A 25542-nucleotide genomic window follows, 5' to 3' on the forward strand; every position below is an offset into this window, starting at 1 on the left:
GCGTTATAAGGAAATATTAAAGCATTCCTCGGACGGTTTCATTCAACATTTTTTTCTAAGCGGGAAAAAATATCGCAAAATCTTTTTCGTTTAGAAAAAATCGTTTCATGTGCGCCGGGTACGCCGCCCCTATAATGAGGGAGAAACAGAGAACGACAATGAGGTGATGAGGGTGATTCGAAAGCGAGCGTTTTATGAAACCGTTACCGGATATTTGTTTATTTTACCGATGCTGGCTCTGACGATGACGCTGGTCGTTATCCCGATTCTGCTTTCGGGCGTGATCAGTTTTTCGGACTGGAATTTCATCGCGGGCATGGACGGGCTGAAGTTCGTCGGATGGGACAACTACATCGATCTGTTTCGGGACGAAGCGTTTCACCGCTCCCTGCGCAACAACATCGTGCTGATTGCGGTCGTTCCGGTGTCCATGTTCATCGCGATGGTGCTGGCGGCGCTGATCAACAAAGGAACGTACTTTAAAAGCTTTTTCAAAGTCATCTATTTTATGCCGTTTATTTCCAGTATTGTGGCGATCGCTTTGCTTTGGAGAGTGCTGTTCCATCCGAACAGCGGTCCGATTAACGGTTTTTTACGGTCGATCGGCATCGATCACCCGCCGATGTGGCTGGCGGATCCGAATTACGCGCTGCTGGCCGTCATGATCATCATGATTTGGACTTCGCTAGGGTTTAACATGATCATTTATCTGGCCGGACTGCAAGGGATCCCGAAGGATCTCTATGAGGCGGCCGACGTGGACGGCGCTTCGCCGATCCGCCAATTTTTAAGCATTACGCTGCCTATGCTGTCGCCGACGACCTTTTTCCTGTTGATTACGGGGGTGGTGGGATCGTTTAAGGTGTTTGACCTGATTATGGTGTTGACGAACGGCGGGCCGGCCGGCTCGACCTCTGTCATCGTGTTCTACCTGTATGAAGCGGCATTCGTCAATCTGGAATCCGGATATGCGTCCGCCATGGGTATCGTTCTTTTAATTCTGATTCTGTTCATCACCTTGATCCAATGGGTCGGACAGAAGAAGTGGGTAAATTATTAGGGGGCCGTTAAACATGAAATCCATACGTCTAAACCGGGTCATCATCACGGCGCTTATGGGCATCGCGGGGATCTTCTTCATTCTGCCGTTCCTGTGGATGTTATCGGCATCGTTCAAGCCGGAGCTTGAGGTGATGACATACCCGATACAATGGATCCCAAGCACGTGGAAAATCATTGAAAACTACAGCCAGGTATGGCTGGGAACCATCCCGTTCGGGCTTTATTATCTGAACAGCATCAAAGTGGCCTTGCTGACGACCGCATTGTCTTTGATCATCTCCGCCATGGCGGCCTACGGATTCTCCAAGGTTAATTTCAAAGGACGGGACGTGGTGTTTATGCTGGTGCTGGCCACGTACATGATTCCGCATCAAGCCATTCTCGTACCGCAATTTATCATGTTTCGCTGGCTCGGGTTGTTCGACAATCACCTTGGCCTCGTGCTGTTGGGCGCCTCGGGGGTGCTGGGCACGTTTTTGTTGCGGCAGTTTTTCATGGGGGTCCACAACGAAATTATCGAATCCGCAAGAATCGACGGAGCGAATCACTGGAGAATCTTTTTCCGGATCGGGCTGCCGCTGGTCAAACCCGCGCTTGCGACCTACATGATTCTCCGTTTCATTTGGACATGGAACGACTATCAGAATCCGCTTATCTTCCTGCGCACCGATTCGTTGTTCACGCTGCAGCTTGGCATCCGCAAATTTGCCGATTTTAACGGCGAATTTTATTCGCTTATGATGGCGGGCGCCGTATCCGCAATCTTGCCATTGTTGATCATCTTCATCGCAGGCCAGAAACAAGTCATTGAAGGGGTGGCCTCGGGAAGTGTCAAAGGATAAACATTTAAGAGGTTGACTTTTTGAACTTTCATTTTAACTAACCAAGGGGGAATTCGCATGTTGAAAAGAAAATGGACTCGTTTTATCGCTGCGTCGGCAATCCTTGCGCTTATCGTTTCGGGATGTGCTTCCGGTTCGGGAGCTGACCCGGATCAGGGGGCCGGTTCGAACGGTGGCACGCCGGACAATGGTACGGTAACCATCAAACTGCATACCTGGTATCCGAAGAAGACCGACAATTGGGATGTGGCCATCGCGGAATTTGAAAAGAAATATCCGAATATCAAAGTGGAGTTCGTTTCCGCGGAAGACAACAATTCCAACGAATATTACAAGAAACTCGATCTGGCGGCCGCCTCCGGGGAAGATCTGGACGTGATGATGTTCAGCAACATGAACTACCTCAGCCAGCGCATGGAGCTCGGCATGCTGGAACCGATCGACGGCTATTTGGAGAAGGAAGGCGCCGTTCTTGCCGACGAGTATACGGTAGATACCAGAATCGCGGGAAAAACGTACGGCTTGCCGGGCAAGTCCGTTCTGCCGATGGTTTTCATCAATGAAAACCACCTCAAAGAGGCGGGGCTTGAGCTGCCGAAAGATTGGACGTGGGATGAGTATATGCAGTATGCCAAGGCGATGACAAAAACCGATGGCGGCAAAACAAGATACGGCACCTATTTCCATAGTTGGGCCACGCAGGCGTACTTTATTCAAAATATGAATCAAGCTGCCGGAGCGAACTTGACCACGGACGACGGAACAAAAGCGAACGTGGATACGCCGAACGTTCGCAAGTCGTTGGAGCTCCGGCTGCAAGGGGAGAAGGAGGGCGTCGTGACGCCGTATGCCGAAGTCGTCAGCCAGAAATTGAACTATCGTCCGCAATATTTTAATCAAGAAACCAGTATGATTACGATGGGCTCGTTCCTGGTTCCCGAAGCCGGGGGGACGGAGCAAGTGCCGGCCACGTTCAAAACGGTGTTCGCTCCCCTTCCAAAGGTGAACAAGGAAGATCCGATTTCGGGCAATGTCAGCGGCGATGTGCTGGGGATCTACAGCAAATCGAAGCACAAGGAGGAAGCGTACACGTTCATCCGCTGGTTCACGACGGAAGGAATAACGCTGCAAGGGAAGTATTTTCCTTCCTGGAAAAAAGCGAATATGAACGAAGTCGTCGATCATATTATTGCCGGTACAAAAACCCCGGAAATGATCGACAAGGATTCCCTGCTCTACGTTCTTGAAAATACCAAGCAAACGACGGCGGCGGTCGCGGTGCCGTTCCATGCGGAGCTGGAAAAAGTGTTCGTGGAAGAATTCGACGCGATGATGTTATCGGCCCAGGACCTTGATACAACCGTTAAAAACGCTCAGGAACGCATTCAGAAAATCATCGATTCCAAATAAGGAGGGATTCCGATGCTTTACCCTATTGTGACCGCTTCACGGACGGTCATCGATTTAAACGGAATATGGAATTTTAAACTCGATCCCGGCCGTGGATTAGCCGAGAAATGGCATGAACAGCCGCTCTCCGATACGATTCCGATGGCGGTTCCTTCTTCATACAACGATGCGGGCGTTAGCGCCGAGATTCGCCATCATGTCGGCTGGGTTTGGTACGAGCGGGAATTCGCCGTTCCGAGCACGCTTTCCTCCGAGCGGATCGTTCTCCGTTTCGGTTCGGCCACGCATGAAGCGAAGGTGTACGTCAACGGCCGCTTGGCAGCCCGGCACGCCGGCGGGTTTACGCCGTTCGAGGCGGAAATCAACGAACTTTTAATCGCGGGGAAAAACCGGCTTACCGTTGCGGTCCATAATGTGCTGGATGAATCGACGCTGCCCGTCGGCAACTATACGGAGCAAGAGGTGGAAGGTCTCAACAAAATCGTCCGCAATCGTCCGAATTTCGATTTCTTTAATTACGCGGGGCTTCACCGGCCGGTCAAAATCTATACGACGCCTTGGGTTTACGTTCGGGATGTTGAAATCGTATCCGACTTGCGGCCTGACGGTTCCGCCGCGGTGCATTATAAGGCGGACATCGGTGGCGGGACGGCCGAAACAAAGGTCAGTATCCTGGATGAGGACGGAGCCGTTGTCGCGACGGGGGAAGGGGCGCACGGCAGCCTAATTGTCGCGGAAGCGAAGCTCTGGGAGCCGCTCCACGCTTACTTGTACACGCTGAAAATCGAGCTGCGGCAAAACGGCGAGACGATCGACGAATACGAGCAGCCCTTCGGAATCCGGACCGTGGAGGTGAAAGAAGGCAAATTCCTCATCAACGGAAAACCGTTTTATTTTAAAGGATTCGGCAAGCACGAGGACTCCCCGATTCACGGCAGAGGGTTCAACGAAGCGGCCAATGTGATGGATTTTCGCTTGATGAAATGGATCGGCGCCAATTCGTTCCGTACGTCCCACTATCCGTATTCGGAGGAGCTTATGCGCTTGGCCGACCGGGAAGGGCTCGTCGTCATCGATGAGGTGGCGGCTGTCGGCTTGCATTTGAACTTTATGGCGATTCAATCGGGCGGACCGAAACGGGATACATGGAAAGAAATCAAAACCCACGAGGCGCACCGGCAGGCGATTCGCGAATTGATCGCGCGGGATAAAAACCACGCATGCGTCGTTATGTGGTCGATCGCCAACGAACCGGCGACGGCGGAGGGCGGGGCGTACGAATATTTTGAACCGCTGTTCCGGCTGGCGAAGGAATGCGACCCCCAGCAGCGGCCCGTCACCGTCGTGACTTTGCAGGAAGGAAGCCCCGAGCACTGCAAAGTATCGGATTTGGCGGATGTCCTGTGCTTAAACCGCTATTACGGCTGGTATGTGGAAGGCGGGGAGTGGGAGCTGGCCAAAGCCAAGCTCCGCCAGGAATTCGCTGGTTGGCACAGGCGCTGCCCGGATAAACCGATCATCATGACGGAGTACGGCGCGGATACGATCGCCGGGTTCCACGATGTCGATCCCGTCATGTTCACCGAAGAATTCCAGGTCGAGTTTTTGCGGGCAAATCATGAGGTTTTCGACGAGTGCGGCAATTTCGCGGGAGAACATGTCTGGAATTTCGCCGACTTCCATACCAGTCAGAATATTATTCGGGTTCAGGGCAACAAGAAAGGGGTCTTTACCCGCGACCGCAAACCGAAATCCGCTGCACACGAATTGAGAAAGAGATGGCATTCCATTCCCGATTTTGATTATAAACCTTAATTTTATAAGGGCGTTTATCAATATCTTTATATCGACATTATTTCAGTTCATAACGATTTGAATTCCCAAGAATAATTTCTTCCTCTTTTTTCGCATTTAATAACCGTTCGACTCGCCCATCGTGAGCATAGGAGATCCCTTGTAAAACGTGCCGGTGGCATGACCTCTAAATTGGGCAAGCAACTTCCGCCGAGGTCAGCGCATCTGCCTTTTGCACCGTAGCCGTTTCGAGCAGTGTCACAAGTCGACGCCAGGTGAGGGGTTGTCTAAAGGAGGCGTGTCTTGGTGTCTGGTGTCTTGGTGTCCCTACCTGCAGCCTTTGCACGATTATCCCTCTCGTTCAGTGAGCAGGGAGTGGGGGCTAGAGTAAAGGTTCCAAAAAAAGAGAGAAGAAAAAGAGATGGAGGAAAAAAGGAAAAAATGAGACGGTTCAGGTGAGATGTTAGGGTTGAAAAGGGAACATATGTTTGGTATAATGGGATAAAACGAGCGCGTGTTCGTAAATTCTTGATTCGGGGGCGAGCGAACATGGAGGTCAGTACGGGAACGGAACTTCAACCATTCACCAGCCGTTATAACAGCGAGCAGACCTGCATGGAGGCGCTGATCGCGATGAAGTGGCCAAGCGGTTTCGTCTGCCCGCGCTGCGCTCACACTCGGTGCAGCCGTCTGACTTCCCGGCATATCCCCTTGTTCGAGTGCGGAAAGTGCAAGCATCAAACCTCGCCTTTGGTCGGTACGATTTTTGAAGGAACGCATCTGCCCCTGCTCAAGTGGTTCAAGGCGCTGGAGTTGTTCCTGCTTGAGGGCGGCATTTCGGCGCTGCGGCTGAGCAAGGTGATCCGGGTCACCTACAAAACCGCCTGGTTGATGCTGCACAAAATACGCCATGCCGTGGGAGAGTTCGATGCCCGAGAGTTGCTCTGCGGAGATGTGAAGGTGAACAGCGATGTATATGGGCGTAATCCGTCCCGGTGTCAGTTTTCGCATCCGTATGCCTCGGCGGTCGTAGCTGGCTGCACGGTCACGGAGTCGGGCGAGCCGGAGCAGGTCAAAATCCGCCTAGTACCGCATAAACGGGGAAACGAAAAAAGGGCAAACCGTCACGATCTAACCGCGTTCATCAACGGGCATGTGGATGTCCGTACATCGGCGTTACAGTTGACTTAATGGGTCCTTGATCTCCTGTCCAGTCTGTTTCACCTCCTCTAAACCTGATTTCTTCTCCTAAGCTCGTCTAAATTATCTCGAACCGATCTGCTTCTCCACCAAATATTTTCTTCTCCCGAGCTTGTCTTTCTCTCTGCTACCTGATTAAACGGGATAACCGTGCAAAGGCTTCCGACAGCGAGTGTTGATCTGCCGTCCACCCCACTTCCTTTTGCTCTGTGAAAGGTTGAGTTATAAATACTGATGGTGAGGATCAATGCTGGGTAGGGTCAATTGGCGGTCCGCAAATCCGTAGAACAGGGATAATAGACAATCCAAGAATATATCGACAAATTCTCGAAGATCTTGTTAATTTTACAGAAAGTATCGAAGGGACGATGGAATTTTTTCTATGGCCCGGTCAGGGCGGGTCTTTTGCAGGTAGAGATATCCATAAAGACATCGATGCTGCTGTTAGCGAGGCTGCTAAACTAAAGGCATATAGTAAATAAGAGTATGATTTCGCCCGCGGACGAGCATATGAAAACCGGCCCGCAAATGGCTTATACAGCATTTGCGGGCCGGCTCCGTATTTATATCTTCTTTCCGAGAACAAGTGCGAAATACTCTATATTCCTTGTTAAAAAGTTTTTATTTTCAAAGGATGTATTCTGGAACTTGCTGTTCATATCTTCCAAGAACGCGGCCATATTTGAGGTGTCGGCGCCTGCAAACCGGTTGTCGATTTTCGTGTTGTTCAAAACCGAATTCAGATCGTTGATTTCAGTGCGGTAATTCCTCGACCATTGCGGATTCTTAGCGAGCTTCTGCTTAAACTCCAGCATAATTTCCATAAAGCCTTCGCCGCTGCCGCCATTCGACATATCTGTGACAATCTCGACTAATTTATCAGCGGATTCCGGATCATATTTTTTCATCAAAGAGTCGATATCGACATAATCATCGGGCGCGCCTTCAGGTTTGTGAGGGATATCGATATAGCTTGCGTCACCTGTCTCAGGATCGACCGTTCTGGTTTTGGCATACGCCGCGATCTTATTCATGGTGGCAAGAAACTCAGCCGCTTCGCCCTTTGTCATGTAATTGTCCGCAATAAATTTCGCCTGAGACAGCCCGCTCTCAAGCAGCGCGGCCCGTTCGCTTTCATCCGAGACGGAGCTACCCGGAACAAAGTTGGAGCTAATTAAGTAATTTACGGCTTCTTCCACTTCAGGCGATTTTCCCTTAAGCAATTGATCTAAGGAAGCATCTATTTCGGCAGTAAAAAACTTCCTTACCGAAAGGTGCTTAATCGCGCCTACTGGCAATTCCCGGCCGCCAGTCCCGGCGGCCAAGTCCCTGGCCGCTTCGCTGATTTCCACGCTGTCGTGCCCCGGAAGGGCGGGTCCTGTCACCATTTTCACTTGGTTGTTATCCCGATTTTGAATGTCGATTCTTGGAAGCGATGAGATAACATTACTTTCGATTTTCATGTTATTCCTCCTCGTACAACCCCATAAAAAAATATATGCCGATATACATATATATCGGCATATTCTCCCATATTTTTAACTTAATCTCATTTATCCTCCGTAGATGCTGTACGCAAAATGATACACTTCTTGCTGAGCATTAACGTCGACATTGTCGGCTACCGCTGCTATTACTCCGCATATATCGTAATAATGGGTGAAGCTGATCGGACCGGGCAAATAATTGCTGATACTTCCCGTTGAGGGCGGTAAACTCAGGGTTACGGAAAAATCTCCGGCACTATTGGTATTCGCGTAGCCGATTCTTGTCCGGTTGCCGCTGGATTCGGACCAATACGGATTCTCCCAAAGGACTATGACGCTCGTGTTGGCCACCGGAACATTATCCGCAGTAGTAACCTTGCCGTTTACGACAAATGTTCGTCCGGTAATCCGATATTTTTTTCCGTAATAGTAAGATGGATAATCATTTGGTCCGCCATCCGAGCTGAATCCGGTAATTTGGATTTTTTCGGCTCGCAATACGGGCGTCAGGGCCAAAGTATAATTGGTAGTTTCAGAGTATGTCCCCGTGGTATAAACGCGGAGATAATATGAGCCTGTACCAAGCGGCACGTTATTGTTGGTTGGCGTGATTAATTGCAGCCGGTTGTCGCTCTGCACCGCATAGACCTCCGCTTTATAACCTTTCGCGGCAGAAGCGCTGTCTAAAGCAATATTCATGGCATCATAATTTCGGCTGCTTGGCACGGTCAGCACATACCAGTCATTATCGATGATGGAGTTAAGCGAACGGCTGGAAAGATAAGAGCCGCCTGTACTTACCGTGATACCATAAGCATGAAAAGCATTTTCGTCCGTTTCGAAGCTGTCATACGCCCTACTTATAGCAACGGTTAGATAAAACGGATCATTGATGCTGCCGCCCTTTTTGGCGTGGACTTCAAGCAAATAAGCTTTTTCCGAAGAGGAACTGTTGTTTACTCCGACATTTTCCGAAATGGTGGATCTCCCGTAACTATAATTGTTAAAGTAGGTGCCGTAAATGGAGTAGTCGATTAGAGCTACCGGGGTATTCGTAGACATATCGAGTTCATATAAATACAGATCATAGTCCAGCTGCTCCGAGCGGGGAAGGTCGAGCTGGGCCTGCAATATCTCGCCGGCTTGTACATAAATGGGGTATAAGTATGCAGACTCTCCTTCCCGGGCCAATACCCCCGAGTAAGTGGCATAAGTGGCCGTTGTGGCGGAAACGGCGTTTGTTTTAGCAAGTGTACGGGCGGGATGTGATTCTATGCGTTGGGAACTTTCAATGCTATTCAAATCACCCGTTATTTTATGCTGATTGGCTTCGCTGACGTCAACCCCTGGTTCGGCCTTAACGAGATGGTCAATAACATCAGGCGGATTCACGGTCTCGGTTTCGGGTTCGGCGGCAAATGCAGTGAGATTGAATGCAAGCAACAACACGAGGCTGAAAATCATGACCATAGACATCTTAGCCTTCATCATTATAACTCCTTTCGTAATAAGGAAATGTGGAGGAGTTCAAAATCTAAAGCAACTGACGGCTTTCTGCATCAGGGCCTCCTAACCTGTCCGTTTGTGCTTCATCCATTGAACTGCCTGCCCGTAGCCGATGAAGTTCGCGGTTGTTTAATCTACTGTTTTCACAGGTGCTACTATCTATTAAAGCGCTTTTTTTACTAGAAAATCAAGGAAATTAATAGCAAAATTTAGGATAATGTGAGAATCAGGTTTTACCGCCCAGGCAATACATCGAGAATTGTATTCACGACCAGCTCCGGCTGGTCATGAATGACCATATGGCCGCTTTTTTCCGCGACGATTAAACGGCTGTCCGTCGAGATATCCAGCATTTTTCGCTGTCCGGCCTGCCAGATCGCCTCAAGCTTCCGGCCGGCGGTTTCCGAAATGCCCACTTGGGCATAATCCTGCGGGAGACCGCGGGCAATCACCCGCACCGGCAAAGCGCCTAAACGTTGTCCCCGAATGGCATCTTCGGTGGTGTAGGCGAGTTCCGCTTCTTCTTCCTTTGCTTCAAAATAGCTTGGGGTCGCAATCACATTGATAAATTGCCCCCGGTCTTCCTCCGCCACCAAGCCTTCCAGCAAAGCGTCTTGAAACAGACGCAGGATGCCCGACTGCTTGAGCAGCTTAAGGGTGGCCGCCGGCGGGTTTCCGGCAAAATTCTCCGCTTCCAGAATCGCTTGGGTATCCCGGGCATCATCTTCGGGTCTGGCGTCGATAAGGACCAAGCCCATGACCTCGTCCGGATAGGTTTGGGCAAACAGGCGGGCATACATCCCGCCCAAAGAGTGTCCAACCATGAGGTAAGGCCCTGGGATATTTTCCTGCTTCAATGCGCTGTAAAGCTCGCGGACGATCTGGTCCCCGGTGCGTTCATGCGCGGCCTTCTCGCTCCATGCGTACCCCGCCCGGTCGTAGGTGACGACCGTCGCATATGGAGCGAGCTTGTCCGGGATATCCCGCCAGGACAAGCTTGTTTCTCCGCTTCCCGCCTCGAGCACAATCGTAGGGGACCCGCTGCCCGATTTCACCAAATGAAGATCATATCCGCCCACATCGACCATTTGGCCGGGAGGAGGATAGGCTTTCGCGGCTTGTTTCGAAGCGATGGCTTCATAAATAAAAGCAACGCTGATCAGAGTGATCCCAACGGCTAATGTAGCCCCAAAACCGTATATCAATTTTCTCCATGCCGATGTTTTCTTTTTTTCACTTTTGCCCATGTAAAGGTTCCTCTCTCATTCTGTTTATTTAGTACAATGTACTAAAAAGGATTTTAGCACGTTGTACTAAAAAGGGGAAGAGGGTATAATATGACTATGCCAAAAATCGTGAACCATGAAACGCAAAGACGTTTAGTCGCAGAAGCCGCGTTAAGAGTGATCCGGCAATCCGGCCTGGAACAGGCTACCGTGCGCAAAATCGCCGAAGAGGCGGGGCTGTCGGTCGGGTCAATGCGCCATTATTTTTCATCGCAGGTTGAACTGTTTGCCTTTTGCATGAATATTTTCGTCGAACGGGTTGAGAAAAGATTGGAGGCTTTTGAGCTAAAAGGGCCTCTGCTGACGGACTTAAAAAGATTGCTGATGCAGTTTTTGCCTGTCGATGAGGAGAGAACGCTGGAAATGGAGGTATGGTTTGCTTTTCATGCGAAGTCCTTGGTTTATCCCGAATTGAGGAGGTTAAGCGCGAATATTCAGGATGGGTTGTATAAAGCCTCCCGTTTCGTGCTGGAAGAGATCATACGAAACCGGTTGGCCCGGCCCAACTTGGATATCGAACTGGAGACAGAGAAATTGTATGCGCTCATCGACGGATTAGCCGTGCATAAAATCATGCAGCCGGACCGGCTGCCGGCGGAAAGGCTGGAAAGCCTCCTGGAATCATATCTGGCGGCTTTATGTTCCGGATGAACCGCAGGTTCACATTGTGCTGGTGACGCCAATATGAATCTGCGGTTGTTATTTTTTACGAGTAATGGATCGAGAGCATGTTCCAATAGAACAAAAAGATCGTGTAAAACAGGCATATCAAACACGTTGCTGCAGAGAAGAAGGTTTGAAGCCGCCGCTTTTGTCCCGTGCTGGATTTTTGAGCACTGAAGGTGCGGACGCCCAGGACGATTGCCCCGGCCAGTGCAAGCAAAGGAAGAGAAGAGAATCCCCAGGCATACCATACCGGGTAACCTTGGGTGAAAACCTCCGAATTGCCATATAGCAATTGCCCGATCAGATACACGGTGAACAGGGTTGCTATCCACGCCACGGGTCCGGGAAGGGCTTGTTTCTTTCGCAGGATGAATCGCAGCAAGCAACGAAAACTGCCGGTGATGAACAGGAAAATCCAGAACAGGCCTACAGCGGCATAGACGGCAAAGGCGGTAGATGGATGCCGCCACCATGCAGGTTTCTCAGCAATGGTCACCCCTTGTGTAAAGGCTAATTTCCAGCTGCCGTTTTCCTGATGGAACGAAAGGGTATCCCCGCTGCTTTGATCCTGGAACAAGCCACGGCTTAGAGGAATGTAGGTTCTGCTCTCGATTTCCCCGGAGCCTTCGGGAAATACCCCCTTAATGACCAGCGCCTTGCCGGAGCTTTGGACTTGATAATCTTTGGCCCCAAGCCATCTGAACCATTTTCCCGAACCGTGCTGCGGGCCAAGATTCATCGTATACGTTCGCTCGTATTGCCGCAAATGGTCTGCGGAAGTAACACCGGGCTGCGCCGCTGGGTTGCCCGTTTCAGGCAACAGGCCGGTAACGGCGCTCGTTACCTTATCGCGCAGGGGGATGCCTGGCGAGCTTGCATTGCTGATCACAAGAATGCCGATTTTATGGGCCGGAATCAATTCCATTTTTGCGGAAAATCCGTCAACATCGCCTGTATGCGACAGGGTCAACAGCCCGTTTTTCAGCCGGGTGCGAAAAAATCCATAGCCCACTCCCTCCAGATCCGGATGCTCCGTGAAGTGGCGTGCGTGCATTTCTGCGACGGAGCCGGGGCTGAGCATGCGTTTGTTTTGGTATTTGCCTTCGTTCAAATGGGCGATCATGTAGTGCGCCCATTCCGTGGGTACGACACTCAGGCCGCCCGCCCCGGGCAGATTTACGCAGGAATAGGGAAGCTGCTTGTATTCGCCGTTCCGATACAAATATGAACGAGCCATATCGGGTGATTCCGCCGCATTCAGGGCGGCGCTTGGCATATCCAAGGGTTCGAACAAGTTGCGGGACAGATAATCATTTAACGTACTGCCGGTGACCTCCTCCAAGACATAGGCGGCAAGTCCGAGTCCGGCGTTACTGTATGCATATTCCTTACCGGGCGGGCGAACAGGCGGCTGTTGACCGAAGTACCGTTCCAGGAACTCACCCAAAGGAATCGTCTTGGCCGGGGAAACGGCGGTGGTCCCGTACAAGGCTTCATCCAGCCCGGCGGTGTGGGTCAGCAAATGCTGCAATGTAATGGGCTGCTGCCGGTATAAAGGGATCTTGACTGAAGTGAGGTACGAGTTTACATCCTCTTCCAATGACAGTTTATTCTGTTCCTTCAATTGCATGATCGCCGTGGCTGTTAAGGACTTGGTCAGTGAGCCAACCGGCATCACGGTTTGGTCCGGATCAACCGGAATTTTCCGCTTGATGTCCGCATAGCCGTATCCTTTCTTGTAAATAATCCGCTCCTCCATCGTAACCACGATGGCGACCCCGGGGATATGATCTTTGGCCATGGCCTCGTTTATAACGGCGTCCAGGGTTTGCTCCAACCGGGCCGCAGAGAGCCGTTCATCCGCAGCCGCCACTCCGGGGAATGAAGCTCCCCATGCATCCATGACAAGAACCAGCAGGGCAATTAATGCACAATGGCGTTTCATCCCCGCTACACCTCCTAATTTGATATTGATAGAATTCAATATGCAATAGGATAACGGATCTAGCTTTCATCAACTTGTCGCCAATCTTAAATTCATCTTAAATGGACGTGAAACGGGGAAAAGGCGTGGTAAACTGGGGTATACGCTAAAAAGCTGGGACAGGAGGCCGGTTTGTGCAAAGAACGGTGTTGCTTGTGGATGATAACCGGGAGATCGTGGAATTGCTGCGGTTGTTTCTTGTGAAGGAAGGCATCCGCATTGTGGAAGCCTATAATGGGGTGGAGGCGTGGGAATGTATACAGCGGGAAAAAATCGATCTTGCCGTGCTGGATATCATGATGCCGGAAATGGATGGGGTGCGGTTATTGCAGCTGCTGCGTACGGAATATAAGCTGCCCGTCATTTTGTTGTCCGCCAAAAATCAGGATGACGATAAAATCATGGGCTTGCAAATGGGCGCGGATGACTTTATTTCTAAGCCGTTTAATCCGCTGGAGGTGGTGGCCCGAATTCAGGCCATGCTGCGCAGGAGCTACGATTTTAATGCATCTGCTCCGCCGGAGTTAGTCCAACCGGAGGACACGGTCAATGGGGAATTGAGGCTCAGCCATCGGGATTGCACCTTGCACAAAAACGGACGGGAGATTCCTTTGACGGCGATTGAATACAAGCTTCTCTCCACATTGATGCAATCTCCAGGACGTGTTTTTACCAAAAAACAGCTGTTTGAACAAGTATGGTCGGATCATTATTATGAGGATGCCAATACGGTCATGGTCCATATCTCCAGGCTGAGAGACAAGATCGAGGACTCGCCAAAGCAGCCGTTCTATATTCAAACCATCCGCGGACTGGGGTACAAATTCGCCAAAAAGGGGGATTTGCGGTGAACCAGGGCAAGCTTTTTTATGCTATGTTCAAGACCTATGTTCTGTTTGCTGTTTCGTTGGGAGCCGTCATTCTGACCTTCCTTGCTTTTGTTCTGGATATGGATAACCGGACTATCGAAGTGAATTTGCTGCAGCTGCTTCTGTTCCTGGGAGTGTTCACCGCAAGCAGTCTCTTATACAGCTTGTGGACGGCCAAGCGGATCACCGGACCGCTGGAACAGATTGCCTCTGCCATTCGAAGGATGGAGGAGGGGAAGTACAGCGAACGGTTGAACATTGCCGCAGGATATGAGTTTTCCGTCATTCAGCAGCGCTTTAATGATATGGCGGAATCGCTGGAGCGGTCGGAAGCGGAGAATCGGCGGCTTCAGGAGAGCAAGCGGCGGATGCTGGCCGATCTGTCCCATGATCTGAAGACCCCCATTACGACGATTCAGGGCTATGCCAAGGCTCTGGAGCTGGGAATACTCGAGAATGAGGGGGAAAAGAAACGCTTTCTGCAGCTGATCTCCAACAAAGCGACTCATGTCACGGCGCTGATCGATCAGATTTTTAATCTGGCTAAGCTGGATCGGCCTGGTTATCCTATGGCCATGGAACTGGTGGATGTCGCCGAATTGCTGCGCGAGATCGCCGCTGATTTTTATGAGCCGTTAGAAGCTAAAAGCTTTCAGTTGGAGGTGGAAATTCCGGCGGAGGAAGTGATGGCGAAATGTGACCCGAATCTGATACGAAGGGCTGTATCCAATCTGCTGTCCAACGCCTTGCAGCATAATCCTCCAGGCACACAGGTCACCGTTCAACTCACGGAATCGGAGCGGTGCCTCTCCCTTGCTGTTGCGGATAATGGTGTCGGTATCTCTGATGAGTTGAAAAAAACCATCTTTGATCCCTTTGTCCGCGGGGACGCCGCTCGGCGGGAAGAAGGCAGTTCCGGACTGGGACTCGCCATCGCCAGACAAATCGCCGAGCTGCACGGCGGCGAACTCCATCTGTACAACACCCCAGGCTTAACCACTTTCGAACTGATGCTGCGAATTTAATTTTTTGATTGACTCTTATAGAGAAGCGTGATATTATAAATTTCGTTGCTGCAAAACAATGCATCGACGAAATACGCGGTCGTGGCGGAATTGGCAGACGCGCACGGTTCAGGTCCGTGTGGGCTAACCCCCCGTGGAGGTTCGAGTCCTCTCGACCGCATCGCTTTATTAATGAATAAGCTCCTGGATTGTCCTTATGACGGTTCAGGAGCTTTTTGTATATTATGAAGGGGGGATATGGGGGATTATTGCCCGAAAGTACGGAATGAGCCTACCCTTTTGGACGATTTATCATTATCCGTCCGAGAGTATAATGAGCATACATGGGTCGAGGGTGGTATGGACCGAGTATCGAAAGGGGAGAACGTAATGAGCGCAAAGCATGCTATAAAATTAATAGCCGACAGTACTTCGGATCTTCCGAATCATTGGATCAATCAATACGATATCGGGATCGTTCCGCTTTATGTGACGCTGGGAGGCCAAACCTATAAAGATACTCTGGAGATAACAACGGCTGAATTATACCGTTGCGTTGAGGAAGAAGGAACCATTCCCAAAACTTCTGCTCCGTCTCCGGCGGATTTTTACCGGACCTTCGAGCCGGAGATCAGTGCCGGAAAAAATATTTTATATATTAGCATGTCTTCCAAGGTATCTTCCACCAATCAAAACGCACATATGGCTGCTGGAGAATTCCCGGCCGGACGGGTACACATCGTGGATTCCATGCACTTATCGGCCAGTTATGCCCTGTTGGTTATTCGTGCCGCACGTGCGCTTGAAGCCGGGCAGCCCCTCGATGAAGTAATCGCGGATATAGAGAATGTGAGAGAGAAGGTCAAGATCGAAATCCTGGTGGATAGGCTGGATTATCTGCATAAGGGAGGCCGCGTTACCAGTTTACAACATCTTATCGGCAATGTGCTGAAAGTGCGTCCAGTCTTAAACATCGTTAAGGGCGAGATTCGTTCCGTTCAAAAATACCGTGGTAAAATGGAGAAGGCGCTGGAGCCGATTTTGCAAAAAATCGTCAGCCAAAAAAACCGGATCTGTCCGAACCTGGTGATCGTCGGTCAGACGCTGGCGGAGAAAATGGCAGAAAGGGTTCGCTCCCATTTGCTCGACCATATTCATTTCAAGGAAGTGGCCGTCATTGAGGGGGGATGTGCGATAGGTTCGCATACCGGTCCGAATACGATCGCGGTCAGCTATTTGCTGAATGGTTCCGTTTAGCGTGGTTTGGAATTAATAATAGGTCTGTACATCAAAAAAACCGCCAGAGGATCTCTCCGGCGGTTTTTCTCATGCCAATGCGGGTTATTTCATCCCTGATATCGAATAGTTTTCGATGATGTGTTTCTGGAAAATGATGAAAATGATAATGATCGGCACGACCATAAACGCCGAACCCGCCATTTGCAGCGCGTAATCTCCGCCGTATTGGCCTTTTAGCAGCTGCAAACCGACCGACAGCGTGTACAGCTTCTCGTCATTGGCGATGATGAGCGGCCAGAGGAAGCTATTCCAGCCGCCGATAAAGGTCAAGATACCCTGCACCGCCAGGATCGATTTGGAGATCGGCAGGGCGATTTGCAGGAAGATTCGGAACTCTCCGGCGCCGTCCAATCGCGTCGCTTCCAGCAGTTCGTCGGGAATCGTCGACATAAACTGGCGGAACAGGAAAATGCCGAAGGCGCCGACCAGGCCCGGAAGCACGATCCCGACCATTGTATTGGTCAGGTTCATCATGTTCAGGATCAAATAAACGGGAATCATCGTGACCTGACCGGGAATCATCATGGTGGCCAGCACGAGATAGAAGAGCCCATCCCTGCCCTTGAACTTGTATTTGGCAAAAGCGAAGCCGGCCAACGCGTTCAGGAACAGACCGACAAAGGAGAAAACGACGATGATCAACGTATTGCGCAAATAAACGCCGAATTGCATATTTTCAAACAGTTCGCGGAAATTGTCCAGTGTAAACTGCCGAGGCCACAGCGTCGGCGGAATTTGCGCAACTTCGCTTTCCGGTTTGAACGAGGACAAGATCATCCAAACGAACGGCAGCAGCATCAGCAGGCCGAGCGCGCCCAAAAGGATTCCAACCAGCCATTGCAGCGTTCTATCGCCCGAGGTTCTGGTTTGCATACGTATACACCTCCCGGGATGGCATTAGACATCCGCTTCCTTGTTTTGAAGTTTGAATTGGACCAACGTAACCAAGATAATCGCGAAAAACAAAATAAAGGAGCCTGCCGCGGCATATCCGAATTTGCTGAACTGGAAACCGTTATTGTAAATGAACAAAGCCACGGACAACGTCCCGTCGAGCGGGCCGCCATTGGTCATGACGAACGGCTCTTCGAAGAACTGCAGCCAGCCGATCATCGTCGTCATCGACACGAAGAAGATGGCAAAGCGCAGCAGAGGGATCGTGATCGACCAGGTTTGCCGCCAGGCGCTGGCTCCGTCGATTTGCGCCGCTTCGTAATACGTCTTCGAGATGCCCTTGATCGCGGCAATGAAAATGATCATATTGAGGCCGATCGCCCGCCAGACGGCCAGGATGATCAACGAGATTTTCGCCATGACCGGATCCTGCAGCCAAGGCACGGGCCCCAGACCGAGCGAGGTCAAAATATAGTTGAGCAGCCCCAGCGACGGGTTGTACAGATAGCTCCAGACGACGGCGACCGCCACGACGTTGGTGACCGACGGCATATAGAAAATCACCCGGAATGCTTTAAAAATGCGGGCTTTGCCAAAGTTGATCAACAGGGCGACCGTAAGGGAAATGACGATGACGAGCGGAACGCCGATAATGACGTAGAATAAGGTATTAAAAATCGCTTTTTGAAAAGAAGGGTCCAGCAGGACCTCTTTGTAATTATCGAAGCCGATGAAGCTGATGCTCGAATAATCGGCAAGTCCGGCCATATCCATATCGGTAAAGCTGATGACCAGCGCTATGGCGATCGGAAGCAGCGAGAAGAGCGCCAGCAGGATCAGAGTCGGCGCGACGAACAGATAAGGCGCGTTTTTTTGCGACAGGCCTTTCATTTAGGATCACTTCCTTTGTATATGCGCTTCGGATCTGCTGTTATTTGCTGAGGATTTTCTCCGCTTCGGCGTTGAAAGCGTCCATTTCGCTTTGCACGCCGGCGCCGCCGCGAACGATCCGTTCAAAGCTCTTCAAATACGTTTGGGCAATTTGTTCCCAGCTTGTGAGCAGCGGCATCGGTTCGGAATGCTCCAACTGCGCTTGAAGGGCCTGGTAGTTCGGATCGTCTTTCAACGATGGGTCTTCCCACGCTTTCACATTGGTCGGGAGCGATTTGGTCAACTGCATCCACTTGATTTGCGTCTCCGGTTTGCTCATGTACTGAATGAACTTCAGTGCCTCGTCCTGATGTTTGGTATATTGGAATACCGACAAGTCGGAGCCGCCCAACGCCGAGATGTTGTTTTCCTTGGCCGGCAACGGAGCGACCGCCCATTTTCCTTCCAGGTCCGGGGCCCCCGTCTTGATCAAGTTGATCATCCAAGGGCCGCTGATGAACATCGGGACGATGCCTTCGCCGCTAAGTCCTTGCACCGCGTCCAAACCCAGGTCGACCGGGGCCGAACCGTCTTTGAAAAATCCATTTAAATACTCGACGGCCTCCACGAACTCCGGCTGGTTGAACAGCGGTTTGTTTTGGTCGTCCAGCAGCCTGGAGCCGTTTTGACGGGCGAACATAAACGCCAGCGATTGCTCTTTCATGTCGATGCTGATGCCGTATTTGCCTTGGCCGCGTTCAGCCAGCTTTTTGGCGGCGGCGCGCAGTTCTTCCCAGGTTCTCGGGGCTTGATCGTAACCCGCTTCTTTAAGCAGGTCGGTGCGGTAGAACAACACGCGGGTTTCGGTATACCACGGAACCCCTACGACCTTGCCGTCGTATTTCGTTGTGTTCACGGCACCCGCAAAAAATTGGTCTTCTTTGAACTCGGGATATTGATCCACCAGGGAAGTCAGGTCAAGCAGCGCTCCGGCGCCCGCAAACTCCGGAATCCAGGTCGTCCCCATCTGAATGACGTCCGGTCCTTTCTTCGAAGCGACGGCAGTCAGCAGTTTGTCGTGCGCATTGGCCCATGGCAGCGCCTGAACGTTAACCTTGATGTCCGGGTTTTCCTTCATGAAATCGCCGGCGATTTGCGGCAGCGATTTGGCTTCATCGCCCATCGCCCACACGTTGATTTCCACCTGCTTGTTGCCGCCGGAAGCCGCGTTATTGTTTGAACCGCATCCGGTAAGAATGCCGGCGAGAACCAGCGAGCTTGCCAAAAGAGTCGTTGCTGTTTTTTTCCACATAAGAATCGTCCTTTCTTAAATGATTGCTGTAAGTAATATAGGGCTTTTTGAAGTGAATCTATACAATAAAACCTTGCAGACCTCTTGACGGAGAAAGCACCTCCTTGCCTTTCGAGTGAAAATCGTCCCCTTGGAATAAACAAATAGTGCCTGACGTAAGCAGCACAAGCTTTTCATTGAAACGTTTCGATTTCGGTAAAAAGAGGTTTCTTCCCGCTTGAAAGAAAACCTGTTGAAACGTTTCGATTCATTATAAAACAGAATGTAATCGTATTCAATAGATTTTTTTTTGGCAACGAAATTTTTCGAAAGTGTTCAATCGACCTTATTAGAACGTTTTTATATTTCTTGAAATCGTATTCAAATAAAATTGACGTATTTAAGGATTCGATATATAATCCATTTATTCCGATTGTTGAAACGTTTCGATTCGAAATAATAACGATATAGCAATACCAATTAATGATTGACAAGGGTGGGGGATAAAATGAAGCCGCAACCACTGGAGGCTTATGTGGAGCAAATGACGCTTGCGGAAAAAATCGGCCAACTGCTGCAATTGGCGGTGTCGTTTTTTGAAGGGGCGGAAACGGAAGGTGAAATCACCGGCCCGATGGAGGTCCTGGGCGTCTCCGAGGAGAACGTGCGAAATACGGGATCGGTGCTCGGATTGTCGGGGGCGCAGGAAGCCATCAATATCCAACAGGCTCATTTGCGTAAAAACCGTTTAGGCATTCCGCTGCTGATCATGGCCGATATCATCCATGGCTACAAAACGATTTTTCCCGTTCCGCTGGCCATCGGTTGTTCTTGGGACTTGAAGCTGGCGGAGCGGAGCGCCGAGATCGCCGCCTTGGAAGCGGCGGTTTCGGGCGTTCACGTCACGTTCGCTCCGATGGCCGATCTGGTCCGCGATCCGCGCTGGGGGAGGGTCATGGAATCGGCGGGGGAGGATCCGTTTTTGAACGGCGAATTTGCGCGGGCTTTTGTCCGGGGTTTCCAAGGCAAGGACTTGCAAAACGACACGAGCCGCGTTGCCGCTTGCGTTAAGCATTTCGCCGCATACGGCGCGGCGGAGGGAGGCAGGGACTACAATACGGTCGACCTGTCGGAACGGCAGCTCCGCGAATACTATTTGCCGGCTTACAAAGCCGCGTTGGATGAAGGCTGCGAAATGGTCATGGCCTCGTTCAACACGGTGGATGGCATCCCTTCGACCGGCAACAAACGCCTGCTGCGCCGGCTGCTTCGCGAGGAGTGGGGGTTCGGCGGCGTAATTATCTCGGATTGGGGCGCCGTCAAGGAATTGATTCCGCACGGCGCCGCCGCCGACGAGAAGGAAGCCGCCTTGCGCTCCATCGAAGCGGGCATCGACATCGAAATGATGACGACCTGCTATATGAAGCATCTGGCGGAGCTGGCGGAAAGCGGCGTCATCGATGAAAAGCTGATCGACGAAGCCGTGTTGCGGATTTTGCGGCTGAAGCAAAAGCTGGGGTTGTTCGACAATCCGTATCGCGGGGCCGACCCGGCACGGGAAGCGGAAATCGTGTTCTGCGGCGAGCATCGGGCCGTTTCCCGCGAGCTGGCGGCGAAATCCTGCGTTTTGCTGAAAAACGAAGGGGTGCTGCCGCTGCGGCGCGATCAGTCCATCGCGCTGATCGGGCCGTTCGCCCAAAGCGGGGACATCCTCGGCCCGTGGTCCTGGCAAGGGTCAACCGAAGCCGCGGTGCGTTTGGTTGACGGCATCGCCGCGAAAACCGGCATGGGCCGAATCGCCGTCGCCGAAGGCTGCGGCTTCGAGGAGGCGAGCGACCGGCAGCTCGAGGCTGCGCTCCGGGCGGCGGAAGGCGCCGACGTGATCGTGCTGGCGCTGGGCGAAAGCTCCGAAATGAGCGGCGAAGCGGGCTGCCGGGGGGATATCCGGCTGCCGCAGGCGCAGCTGGCGTTGATCGAACGTCTCGCCGAGCTGGGCAAGCCGATGGCGGCCGTGCTGTTCAACGGCCGGCCGCTCGACCTGCACGGCGTGGCGGACCGCGCCGGCGCCGTGCTCGAGGCCTGGTTCCCCGGCAGCGAAGGCGGCCACGCGATCGCCGATCTGCTGTTCGGCGACGCGCAGCCTTCGGGCCGGCTGACGATGTCTTTTCCCTATGCGGCGGGACAAATCCCGGTTTACTATAACCACTTCAACACGGGCCGCCCGAAGGATGCGCCCGACGCCCAGGTGCGTTACGTGTCGCAGTATTTGGACATGCCCAACGAACCATTGTATCCGTTCGGATACGGCCTGAGCTATACCTCGTTCGCTTACGGCGAACCCGGGCTGTCGTCGCCTGAAATGACGCCGGACCGGCCGCTGACGGTTAAGGTGAAGGTGGCCAATACCGGCGTTGCGGCCGCAGAAGAAACGGTACAGCTGTACGTTCGCGATTTGGCGGGAGATGTGGTGCGTCCGGTCAAAGAGCTGAAGGATTTCCGCAAAATCCTGCTGCAGCCGGGGGAAACCCGGGAAGTGGCATTTGAGCTGACGGAGCCGCAGCTGCGTTACCATCATGCCGATTTGACTTTTGCCAGCGATGCGGGCGACTTTCTCGTTTACATCGGTCCCAACAGCAGAGACGCTGCGGGTATGCGGTTCAGCCTGCGACTATAGCTTATAGAAATAAATGAGGGAGTGGATACTTATGGCAGCAACTGAGGCGAAAAAGGTCCTTCAAGCGGGGGATTTGGCCTTTACGTTATGGAATAGCGGCGATATGTACGAAATGAAATACCGGGAAACGATGATCAATCAGCTGTTGTCCGGGCCGGTGGAAGGCTCGCTGAACAATCTTTATTTGCGGCTGCACCGTCCGGAAGGCATTCAAGCGATTCCCCTGCTTGGCGTTCGCTCGAACGGCCGGGTGAAAACCGGCGCGGCGGCGGCTGTTTGGGACGGCGAGGCCGAGGGTATCCGCTATGAGGTCGTTTTGTCCCTGGACCCGCGGGGTCTTTGGTTTTGGGATGTCCGGCTGGAGGGGCAGACCTCGTGCGAGATCGACGTCGTGTACGGCCAGGATGTCAGTATCGCCGAACAAGGGGCCGTCCGCAGCAATGAAGCGTACTTATCGCAATACATCGACCACGCCGTCTTCCGGCACGCGCGCCGGGGAACGGTTGTCTGTTCCCGGCAAAACCAGCCGCAACGCGGAAAATTCCCGTATTTGCAGCAAGGTTCGCTGACGGGGGCGAGCGGGTATTCGACCGACGGATTTCAGTTTTTCGGGCTGACTTACAAAGAAACCGACCGGCCAGAAGCGCTGGAGCGGGCGGACCTGGCTGGCGGCATCTATCAATACGAATTTGCGTATACGGCCTTGCAGTCGGAGCGGGAAATCTTGTCCGGTGAGGCGCGGTTCGTGTTTTACGGATTGATTCAGGATGACCACCCCGCGGCGATAGAGGCGCTGGAGTACGAGGAACTGGTAGAAGATGCTTGGAGTAAGATTGAAGCTGGCGCGGTTTCGGTTCCGGCGGCGGATACCGCGGCTGCGGCGGTGACGGTATCACGGGCTGCGACGATCGGCGAGCCGCTGCGTACCGAATCTATGAATGAAGCCGAACTCGAAACAGCGTTCCCGCACCGTCATCACGAGGAGCGCGAGGATGGGAAGCTGCTGTCTTTTTTCACGGATACGCATGAGCATGTCGTACTGAAGGAAAAAGAACTCCGGGTGGAGCGCCCGCACGGCATTATCCTGATGTCCGGCGGCAATGACCGGGTGAACGCGGAAGTCATCACGACGACTTCTTATATGTACGGGGTTTTTAATTCGCAAATCGTAGTCGGCAATACATCGTTTCACAAGCTCGTTTCAAACGTCCGGAACGCGCTGAACGTGTCCAAGGCGTCGGGGCAGCGGATTTACGTGGAAATGGACGGGGTTTACCGGCTGCTGACGATGCCTTCGATGTTCGAGATGGGCTTCAACTATGCGCGCTGGACGTATAAAACGCCGGACGACACGATCGTCGTGACGAACTGCACGGCGGCGGACGCGCCGGAATTGACGCTGCATGTCGCTTCCGCCAAGGGGCGGGCGTACCGGTACCTGGTGACGAACCAGATCGTCATGAACGATCATGAATTCTTGCTGCCGTACCGGATGGAGCAAGGGGAAGGAACGCTGACGTTCCGGGCCGACGGCGCAGCGCTCTCTTCCTCGGTTTATCCGGATTTGACCTACCGGATGCACATTGCGGGCACCGACTTCCAAGTATTTGATGAAAGCAAGCTGGCTCCCGGCGCGGCGCCGGGCAGCTCCTCGCTGGTGGTGCTGGAAACGGGGCCGAGCGCGGAATGGACGCTGACCGTGCAAGGATTGCTGAGCGGCGGCGAACCGCCGTTGTCCAGCCGCACCGGGCGGGAGGAGAGCGCGCGTTACCGCGATTTTTTGGGACGGGTCATGAACGGGTTCCGTTTGACGGCGGAAGGCGAAGCCGCGGATGAACTGAATAAGCTGAACGCCCTCGCCTGGTGGTACACGCACAACATGCTGGTGCACTTCTCCGTGCCCCACGGGCTGGAGCAATACGGCGGGGCGGCCTGGGGAACGCGCGACGTTTGTCAGGGACCGGCGGAATATTTTTTGGCCACGCAAAAATACGGGGTGGTCAAGGACATTATCAAAACGGTGTATGCGCACCAATACGAAGAGGACGGCAATTGGCCGCAGTGGTTCATGTTCGATCGTTATTCCCGGATCCAGCAGGAGGAAAGCCACGGCGACATCATCGTATGGCCGCTGAAGGTGCTGGGCGATTATTTGGCGGCTACCGGGGATTACGGGCTTCTCGATGAAGAGGTGCCGTACACGGTAAAAGGAAGTTTTGAACCGTCTGCGGAAACAGCGGCGATCCGCGAACATGCGAAAAAGGAAATCGGCTACATCCGCAGCCGCTTCCTGCACGACACGTTTTTGTCGTCCTACGGGGACGGCGACTGGGACGATACGCTTCAGCCAGCCAACGCCCAGCTCAAGCGGTACATGATCAGCAGTTGGACGGTGGCGCTGACATACCAAACGTTCCGCCAGCTGGCGGATGCGCTCCCGGATGAGGAGCAGGCTTGGGCCGGCGAGCTCGCGGACCTGGCGGCGGGCATCAAACGCGATTTTAACAAATACATGCTGGACCACGAAGTAATTCCGGGGTTCGTGTATATGGAAGAGCCGGGGCAAGCCGAACTGATGCTGCATCCGGCGGATACGAAAACGGGCATCCGTTACCGATTGCTGCCGATGACGCGCAGTATGATCGCCGAGCTGCTGACCGCCGAGCAGGCGGAAGCCCATTACGCCCTGATCAAAGAAAAACTGTATTATCAGGACGGGGTGCGCCTGATGGACCGTCCGGCGAAATACCGGGGCGGGGTCAGCAAGCATTTCAAACGGGCGGAACAGGCGTCCAACTTCGGCCGGGAGATTGGGCTGCAGTACGTACATGCCCACATCCGCTTCATCGAAGCGATGGCCAAGCTGGGGAAAGCCGAGGAGGCCTGGAAAGGGCTGCACATGATCAACCCGGTCGGCCTGAAGGACGTCGTGCCGAACGCCGAACTGCGGCAAAGCAACGCCTACTTCAGCAGCTCGGACGGCAAATTCGCCACCCGTTACGAAGCGGACGAGCGGTTTGACGAGCTGCGGCGCGGCACCGTGCCGGTGAAAGGCGGCTGGCGGATTTACTCCAGCGGCCCGGGGATCTACATGAATCAGCTGATTTCCAACTGTTTAGGCATTCGCCGCCATGAAGAGGATCTTGTGATCGATCCCGTGCTGCCGCCGCATCTGGACGGACTGCGGTTCGACTTCGTCTGGATGGATGTCCCGACCCGCTTCGTTTACCGCATGGACGGCCAGGGGCGCCGGGTGCGGATCAACGGCCGGGACGTGCCGGTCCGGGAGAATCCCGGATATTACCGCAGCGGCGGCGTTCGCCTTAGCCGACAGGATTTTGCGGCGGCGGGGTCGAATGAACATAACGTCGTTGAAATCTTTATGTAATTGAGGAGAGAAAATT

17 protein-coding genes, 1 tRNA gene and 1 pseudogene are annotated in these 25542 nt (G+C 52.7%); 12 read left to right on the plus strand and 7 right to left on the minus strand.

What is annotated here, in order from left to right:
* Positions 1-166: 166 nt before the first annotated feature.
* The 5 genes and pseudogenes from EHV15_RS19715 to EHV15_RS19735 form a co-directional block, all read left to right on the plus strand.
* A complete protein-coding gene (locus EHV15_RS19715) occupies positions 167-1060 on the plus strand; it encodes a carbohydrate ABC transporter permease (RefSeq protein WP_128632698.1) in 894 nt (297 codons plus the stop codon).
* 13 nt (positions 1061-1073) lie between these two features.
* Positions 1074-1904: a carbohydrate ABC transporter permease gene (locus EHV15_RS19720; RefSeq protein WP_128632699.1), complete on the plus strand. Its 831-nt coding sequence runs from the start codon at positions 1074-1076 to the stop codon at positions 1902-1904.
* Between the two features lie 57 nt (positions 1905-1961).
* The gene (locus EHV15_RS19725; RefSeq protein WP_128632700.1) at positions 1962-3314 is read left to right on the plus strand and encodes an ABC transporter substrate-binding protein; all 1353 of its coding nucleotides are present in this window, start codon (positions 1962-1964) and stop codon (positions 3312-3314) included.
* 12 nt (positions 3315-3326) lie between these two features.
* Positions 3327-5129, plus strand: a complete 1803-nt coding sequence (gene uidA / locus EHV15_RS19730) for a beta-glucuronidase (RefSeq protein WP_128632701.1) — start codon at positions 3327-3329, stop codon at positions 5127-5129.
* A gap of 528 nt (positions 5130-5657) precedes the next feature.
* A pseudogene (locus EHV15_RS19735) lies at positions 5658-6281 on the plus strand (transposase); the annotation flags it as partial.
* 590 nt (positions 6282-6871) lie between these two features.
* On the opposite strand, the gene EHV15_RS19740 reads toward EHV15_RS19735, so the two are convergent.
* From EHV15_RS19740 to EHV15_RS19750, 3 genes are all read right to left on the minus strand, one after another.
* Positions 6872-7771 (minus strand): hypothetical protein, encoded by a 900-nt coding sequence (locus EHV15_RS19740; RefSeq protein WP_128632703.1) that lies wholly within the window; start codon positions 7769-7771, stop codon positions 6872-6874.
* A 90-nt stretch (positions 7772-7861) separates the two neighbouring features.
* Positions 7862-9286, minus strand: a complete 1425-nt coding sequence (locus EHV15_RS19745) for a hypothetical protein (protein ID WP_128632704.1) — start codon at positions 9284-9286, stop codon at positions 7862-7864.
* A gap of 248 nt (positions 9287-9534) precedes the next feature.
* Positions 9535-10548, minus strand: a complete 1014-nt coding sequence (locus EHV15_RS19750; RefSeq protein WP_128632705.1) for an alpha/beta fold hydrolase — start codon at positions 10546-10548, stop codon at positions 9535-9537.
* A 90-nt stretch (positions 10549-10638) separates the two neighbouring features.
* Here EHV15_RS19750 and EHV15_RS19755 point away from each other — a divergent pair, with 90 nt between their 5' ends.
* Positions 10639-11238 carry a TetR/AcrR family transcriptional regulator gene (locus EHV15_RS19755; RefSeq protein ID WP_342774020.1) on the plus strand — a complete coding sequence of 200 codons (600 nt, stop codon included), beginning with the start codon at positions 10639-10641 and terminating at the stop codon, positions 11236-11238.
* 55 nt (positions 11239-11293) lie between these two features.
* Here the strand turns inward: EHV15_RS19755 and EHV15_RS19760 are convergent, their stop codons facing one another.
* Positions 11294-13198 carry a serine hydrolase domain-containing protein gene (locus EHV15_RS19760; RefSeq protein WP_128632706.1) on the minus strand — a complete coding sequence of 635 codons (1905 nt, stop codon included), beginning with the start codon at positions 13196-13198 and terminating at the stop codon, positions 11294-11296.
* Positions 13199-13371: 173 nt separating this feature from the next.
* On the opposite strand from EHV15_RS19760, the gene EHV15_RS19765 reads away from it, so the two are divergent.
* The 4 genes from EHV15_RS19765 to EHV15_RS19780 all read left to right on the plus strand — a co-directional run bounded on the left by EHV15_RS19765 (position 13372) and on the right by EHV15_RS19780 (position 16367).
* Entirely contained in the window at positions 13372-14088 is a 717-nt protein-coding gene (locus EHV15_RS19765; RefSeq protein WP_128632707.1) for a response regulator transcription factor, read from the plus strand.
* Positions 14085-15131 carry a sensor histidine kinase gene (locus tag EHV15_RS19770; protein WP_246061688.1) on the plus strand — a complete coding sequence of 349 codons (1047 nt, stop codon included), beginning with the start codon at positions 14085-14087 and terminating at the stop codon, positions 15129-15131. Before EHV15_RS19765 ends, EHV15_RS19770 begins: the two co-directional genes overlap by 4 nt.
* A 75-nt stretch (positions 15132-15206) precedes the next feature.
* Positions 15207-15291, plus strand: a tRNA-Leu gene (locus EHV15_RS19775).
* A gap of 209 nt (positions 15292-15500) precedes the next feature.
* Positions 15501-16367 carry a DegV family protein gene (locus tag EHV15_RS19780; protein ID WP_128632708.1) on the plus strand — a complete coding sequence of 289 codons (867 nt, stop codon included), beginning with the start codon at positions 15501-15503 and terminating at the stop codon, positions 16365-16367.
* Between the two features lie 84 nt (positions 16368-16451).
* Here EHV15_RS19780 and EHV15_RS19785 read toward each other — a convergent pair whose 3' ends face one another.
* Genes EHV15_RS19785 through EHV15_RS19795 form a run of 3 tightly spaced genes read right to left on the minus strand, consistent with a single transcriptional unit; the run spans position 16452 to position 19485 of the window.
* Positions 16452-17282 carry a carbohydrate ABC transporter permease gene (locus tag EHV15_RS19785; RefSeq protein ID WP_128632709.1) on the minus strand — a complete coding sequence of 277 codons (831 nt, stop codon included), beginning with the start codon at positions 17280-17282 and terminating at the stop codon, positions 16452-16454.
* Between the two features lie 24 nt (positions 17283-17306).
* Positions 17307-18194 carry a carbohydrate ABC transporter permease gene (locus tag EHV15_RS19790; protein ID WP_128632710.1) on the minus strand — a complete coding sequence of 296 codons (888 nt, stop codon included), beginning with the start codon at positions 18192-18194 and terminating at the stop codon, positions 17307-17309.
* A 40-nt stretch (positions 18195-18234) separates the two neighbouring features.
* On the minus strand, positions 18235-19485 hold the full coding sequence (locus EHV15_RS19795; RefSeq protein ID WP_128632711.1) for a sugar ABC transporter substrate-binding protein: 1251 nt from the start codon (positions 19483-19485) through the stop codon (positions 18235-18237).
* A 487-nt stretch (positions 19486-19972) separates the two neighbouring features.
* Here EHV15_RS19795 and bglX point away from each other — a divergent pair, with 487 nt between their 5' ends.
* Positions 19973-22138: a beta-glucosidase BglX gene (gene bglX / locus EHV15_RS19800; protein WP_128632712.1), complete on the plus strand. Its 2166-nt coding sequence runs from the start codon at positions 19973-19975 to the stop codon at positions 22136-22138.
* A gap of 31 nt (positions 22139-22169) precedes the next feature.
* Entirely contained in the window at positions 22170-25526 is a 3357-nt protein-coding gene (locus tag EHV15_RS19805) for a GH36-type glycosyl hydrolase domain-containing protein (RefSeq protein ID WP_128632713.1), read from the plus strand.
* Positions 25527-25542: the final 16 nt, after the last annotated feature.

Source organism: Paenibacillus oralis (assembly GCF_003863965.1).
Lineage (GTDB): Bacteria > Bacillota > Bacilli > Paenibacillales > Paenibacillaceae > Fontibacillus > Fontibacillus oralis.

Coding starts and splice junctions, on each gene's coding strand:
- EHV15_RS19715 (WP_128632698.1), top strand. CDS start 167: ATGAGGGTGATTCGAAAGCGAGCGTTTTATGAAACCGTTACCGGATAT.
- EHV15_RS19720 (WP_128632699.1), top strand. CDS start 1,074: ATGAAATCCATACGTCTAAACCGGGTCATCATCACGGCGCTTATGGGC.
- EHV15_RS19725 (WP_128632700.1), top strand. CDS start 1,962: ATGTTGAAAAGAAAATGGACTCGTTTTATCGCTGCGTCGGCAATCCTT.
- uidA (WP_128632701.1), top strand. CDS start 3,327: ATGCTTTACCCTATTGTGACCGCTTCACGGACGGTCATCGATTTAAAC.
- EHV15_RS19740 (WP_128632703.1), bottom strand. CDS start 7,771: ATGAAAATCGAAAGTAATGTTATCTCATCGCTTCCAAGAATCGACATT.
- EHV15_RS19745 (WP_128632704.1), bottom strand. CDS start 9,286: ATGATGAAGGCTAAGATGTCTATGGTCATGATTTTCAGCCTCGTGTTG.
- EHV15_RS19750 (WP_128632705.1), bottom strand. CDS start 10,548: ATGGGCAAAAGTGAAAAAAAGAAAACATCGGCATGGAGAAAATTGATA.
- EHV15_RS19755 (WP_342774020.1), top strand. CDS start 10,639: ATGACTATGCCAAAAATCGTGAACCATGAAACGCAAAGACGTTTAGTC.
- EHV15_RS19760 (WP_128632706.1), bottom strand. CDS start 13,198: ATGAAACGCCATTGTGCATTAATTGCCCTGCTGGTTCTTGTCATGGAT.
- EHV15_RS19780 (WP_128632708.1), top strand. CDS start 15,501: ATGAGCGCAAAGCATGCTATAAAATTAATAGCCGACAGTACTTCGGAT.
- EHV15_RS19785 (WP_128632709.1), bottom strand. CDS start 17,282: ATGCAAACCAGAACCTCGGGCGATAGAACGCTGCAATGGCTGGTTGGA.
- EHV15_RS19790 (WP_128632710.1), bottom strand. CDS start 18,194: ATGAAAGGCCTGTCGCAAAAAAACGCGCCTTATCTGTTCGTCGCGCCG.
- EHV15_RS19795 (WP_128632711.1), bottom strand. CDS start 19,485: ATGTGGAAAAAAACAGCAACGACTCTTTTGGCAAGCTCGCTGGTTCTC.
- bglX (WP_128632712.1), top strand. CDS start 19,973: ATGAAGCCGCAACCACTGGAGGCTTATGTGGAGCAAATGACGCTTGCG.
- EHV15_RS19805 (WP_128632713.1), top strand. CDS start 22,170: ATGGCAGCAACTGAGGCGAAAAAGGTCCTTCAAGCGGGGGATTTGGCC.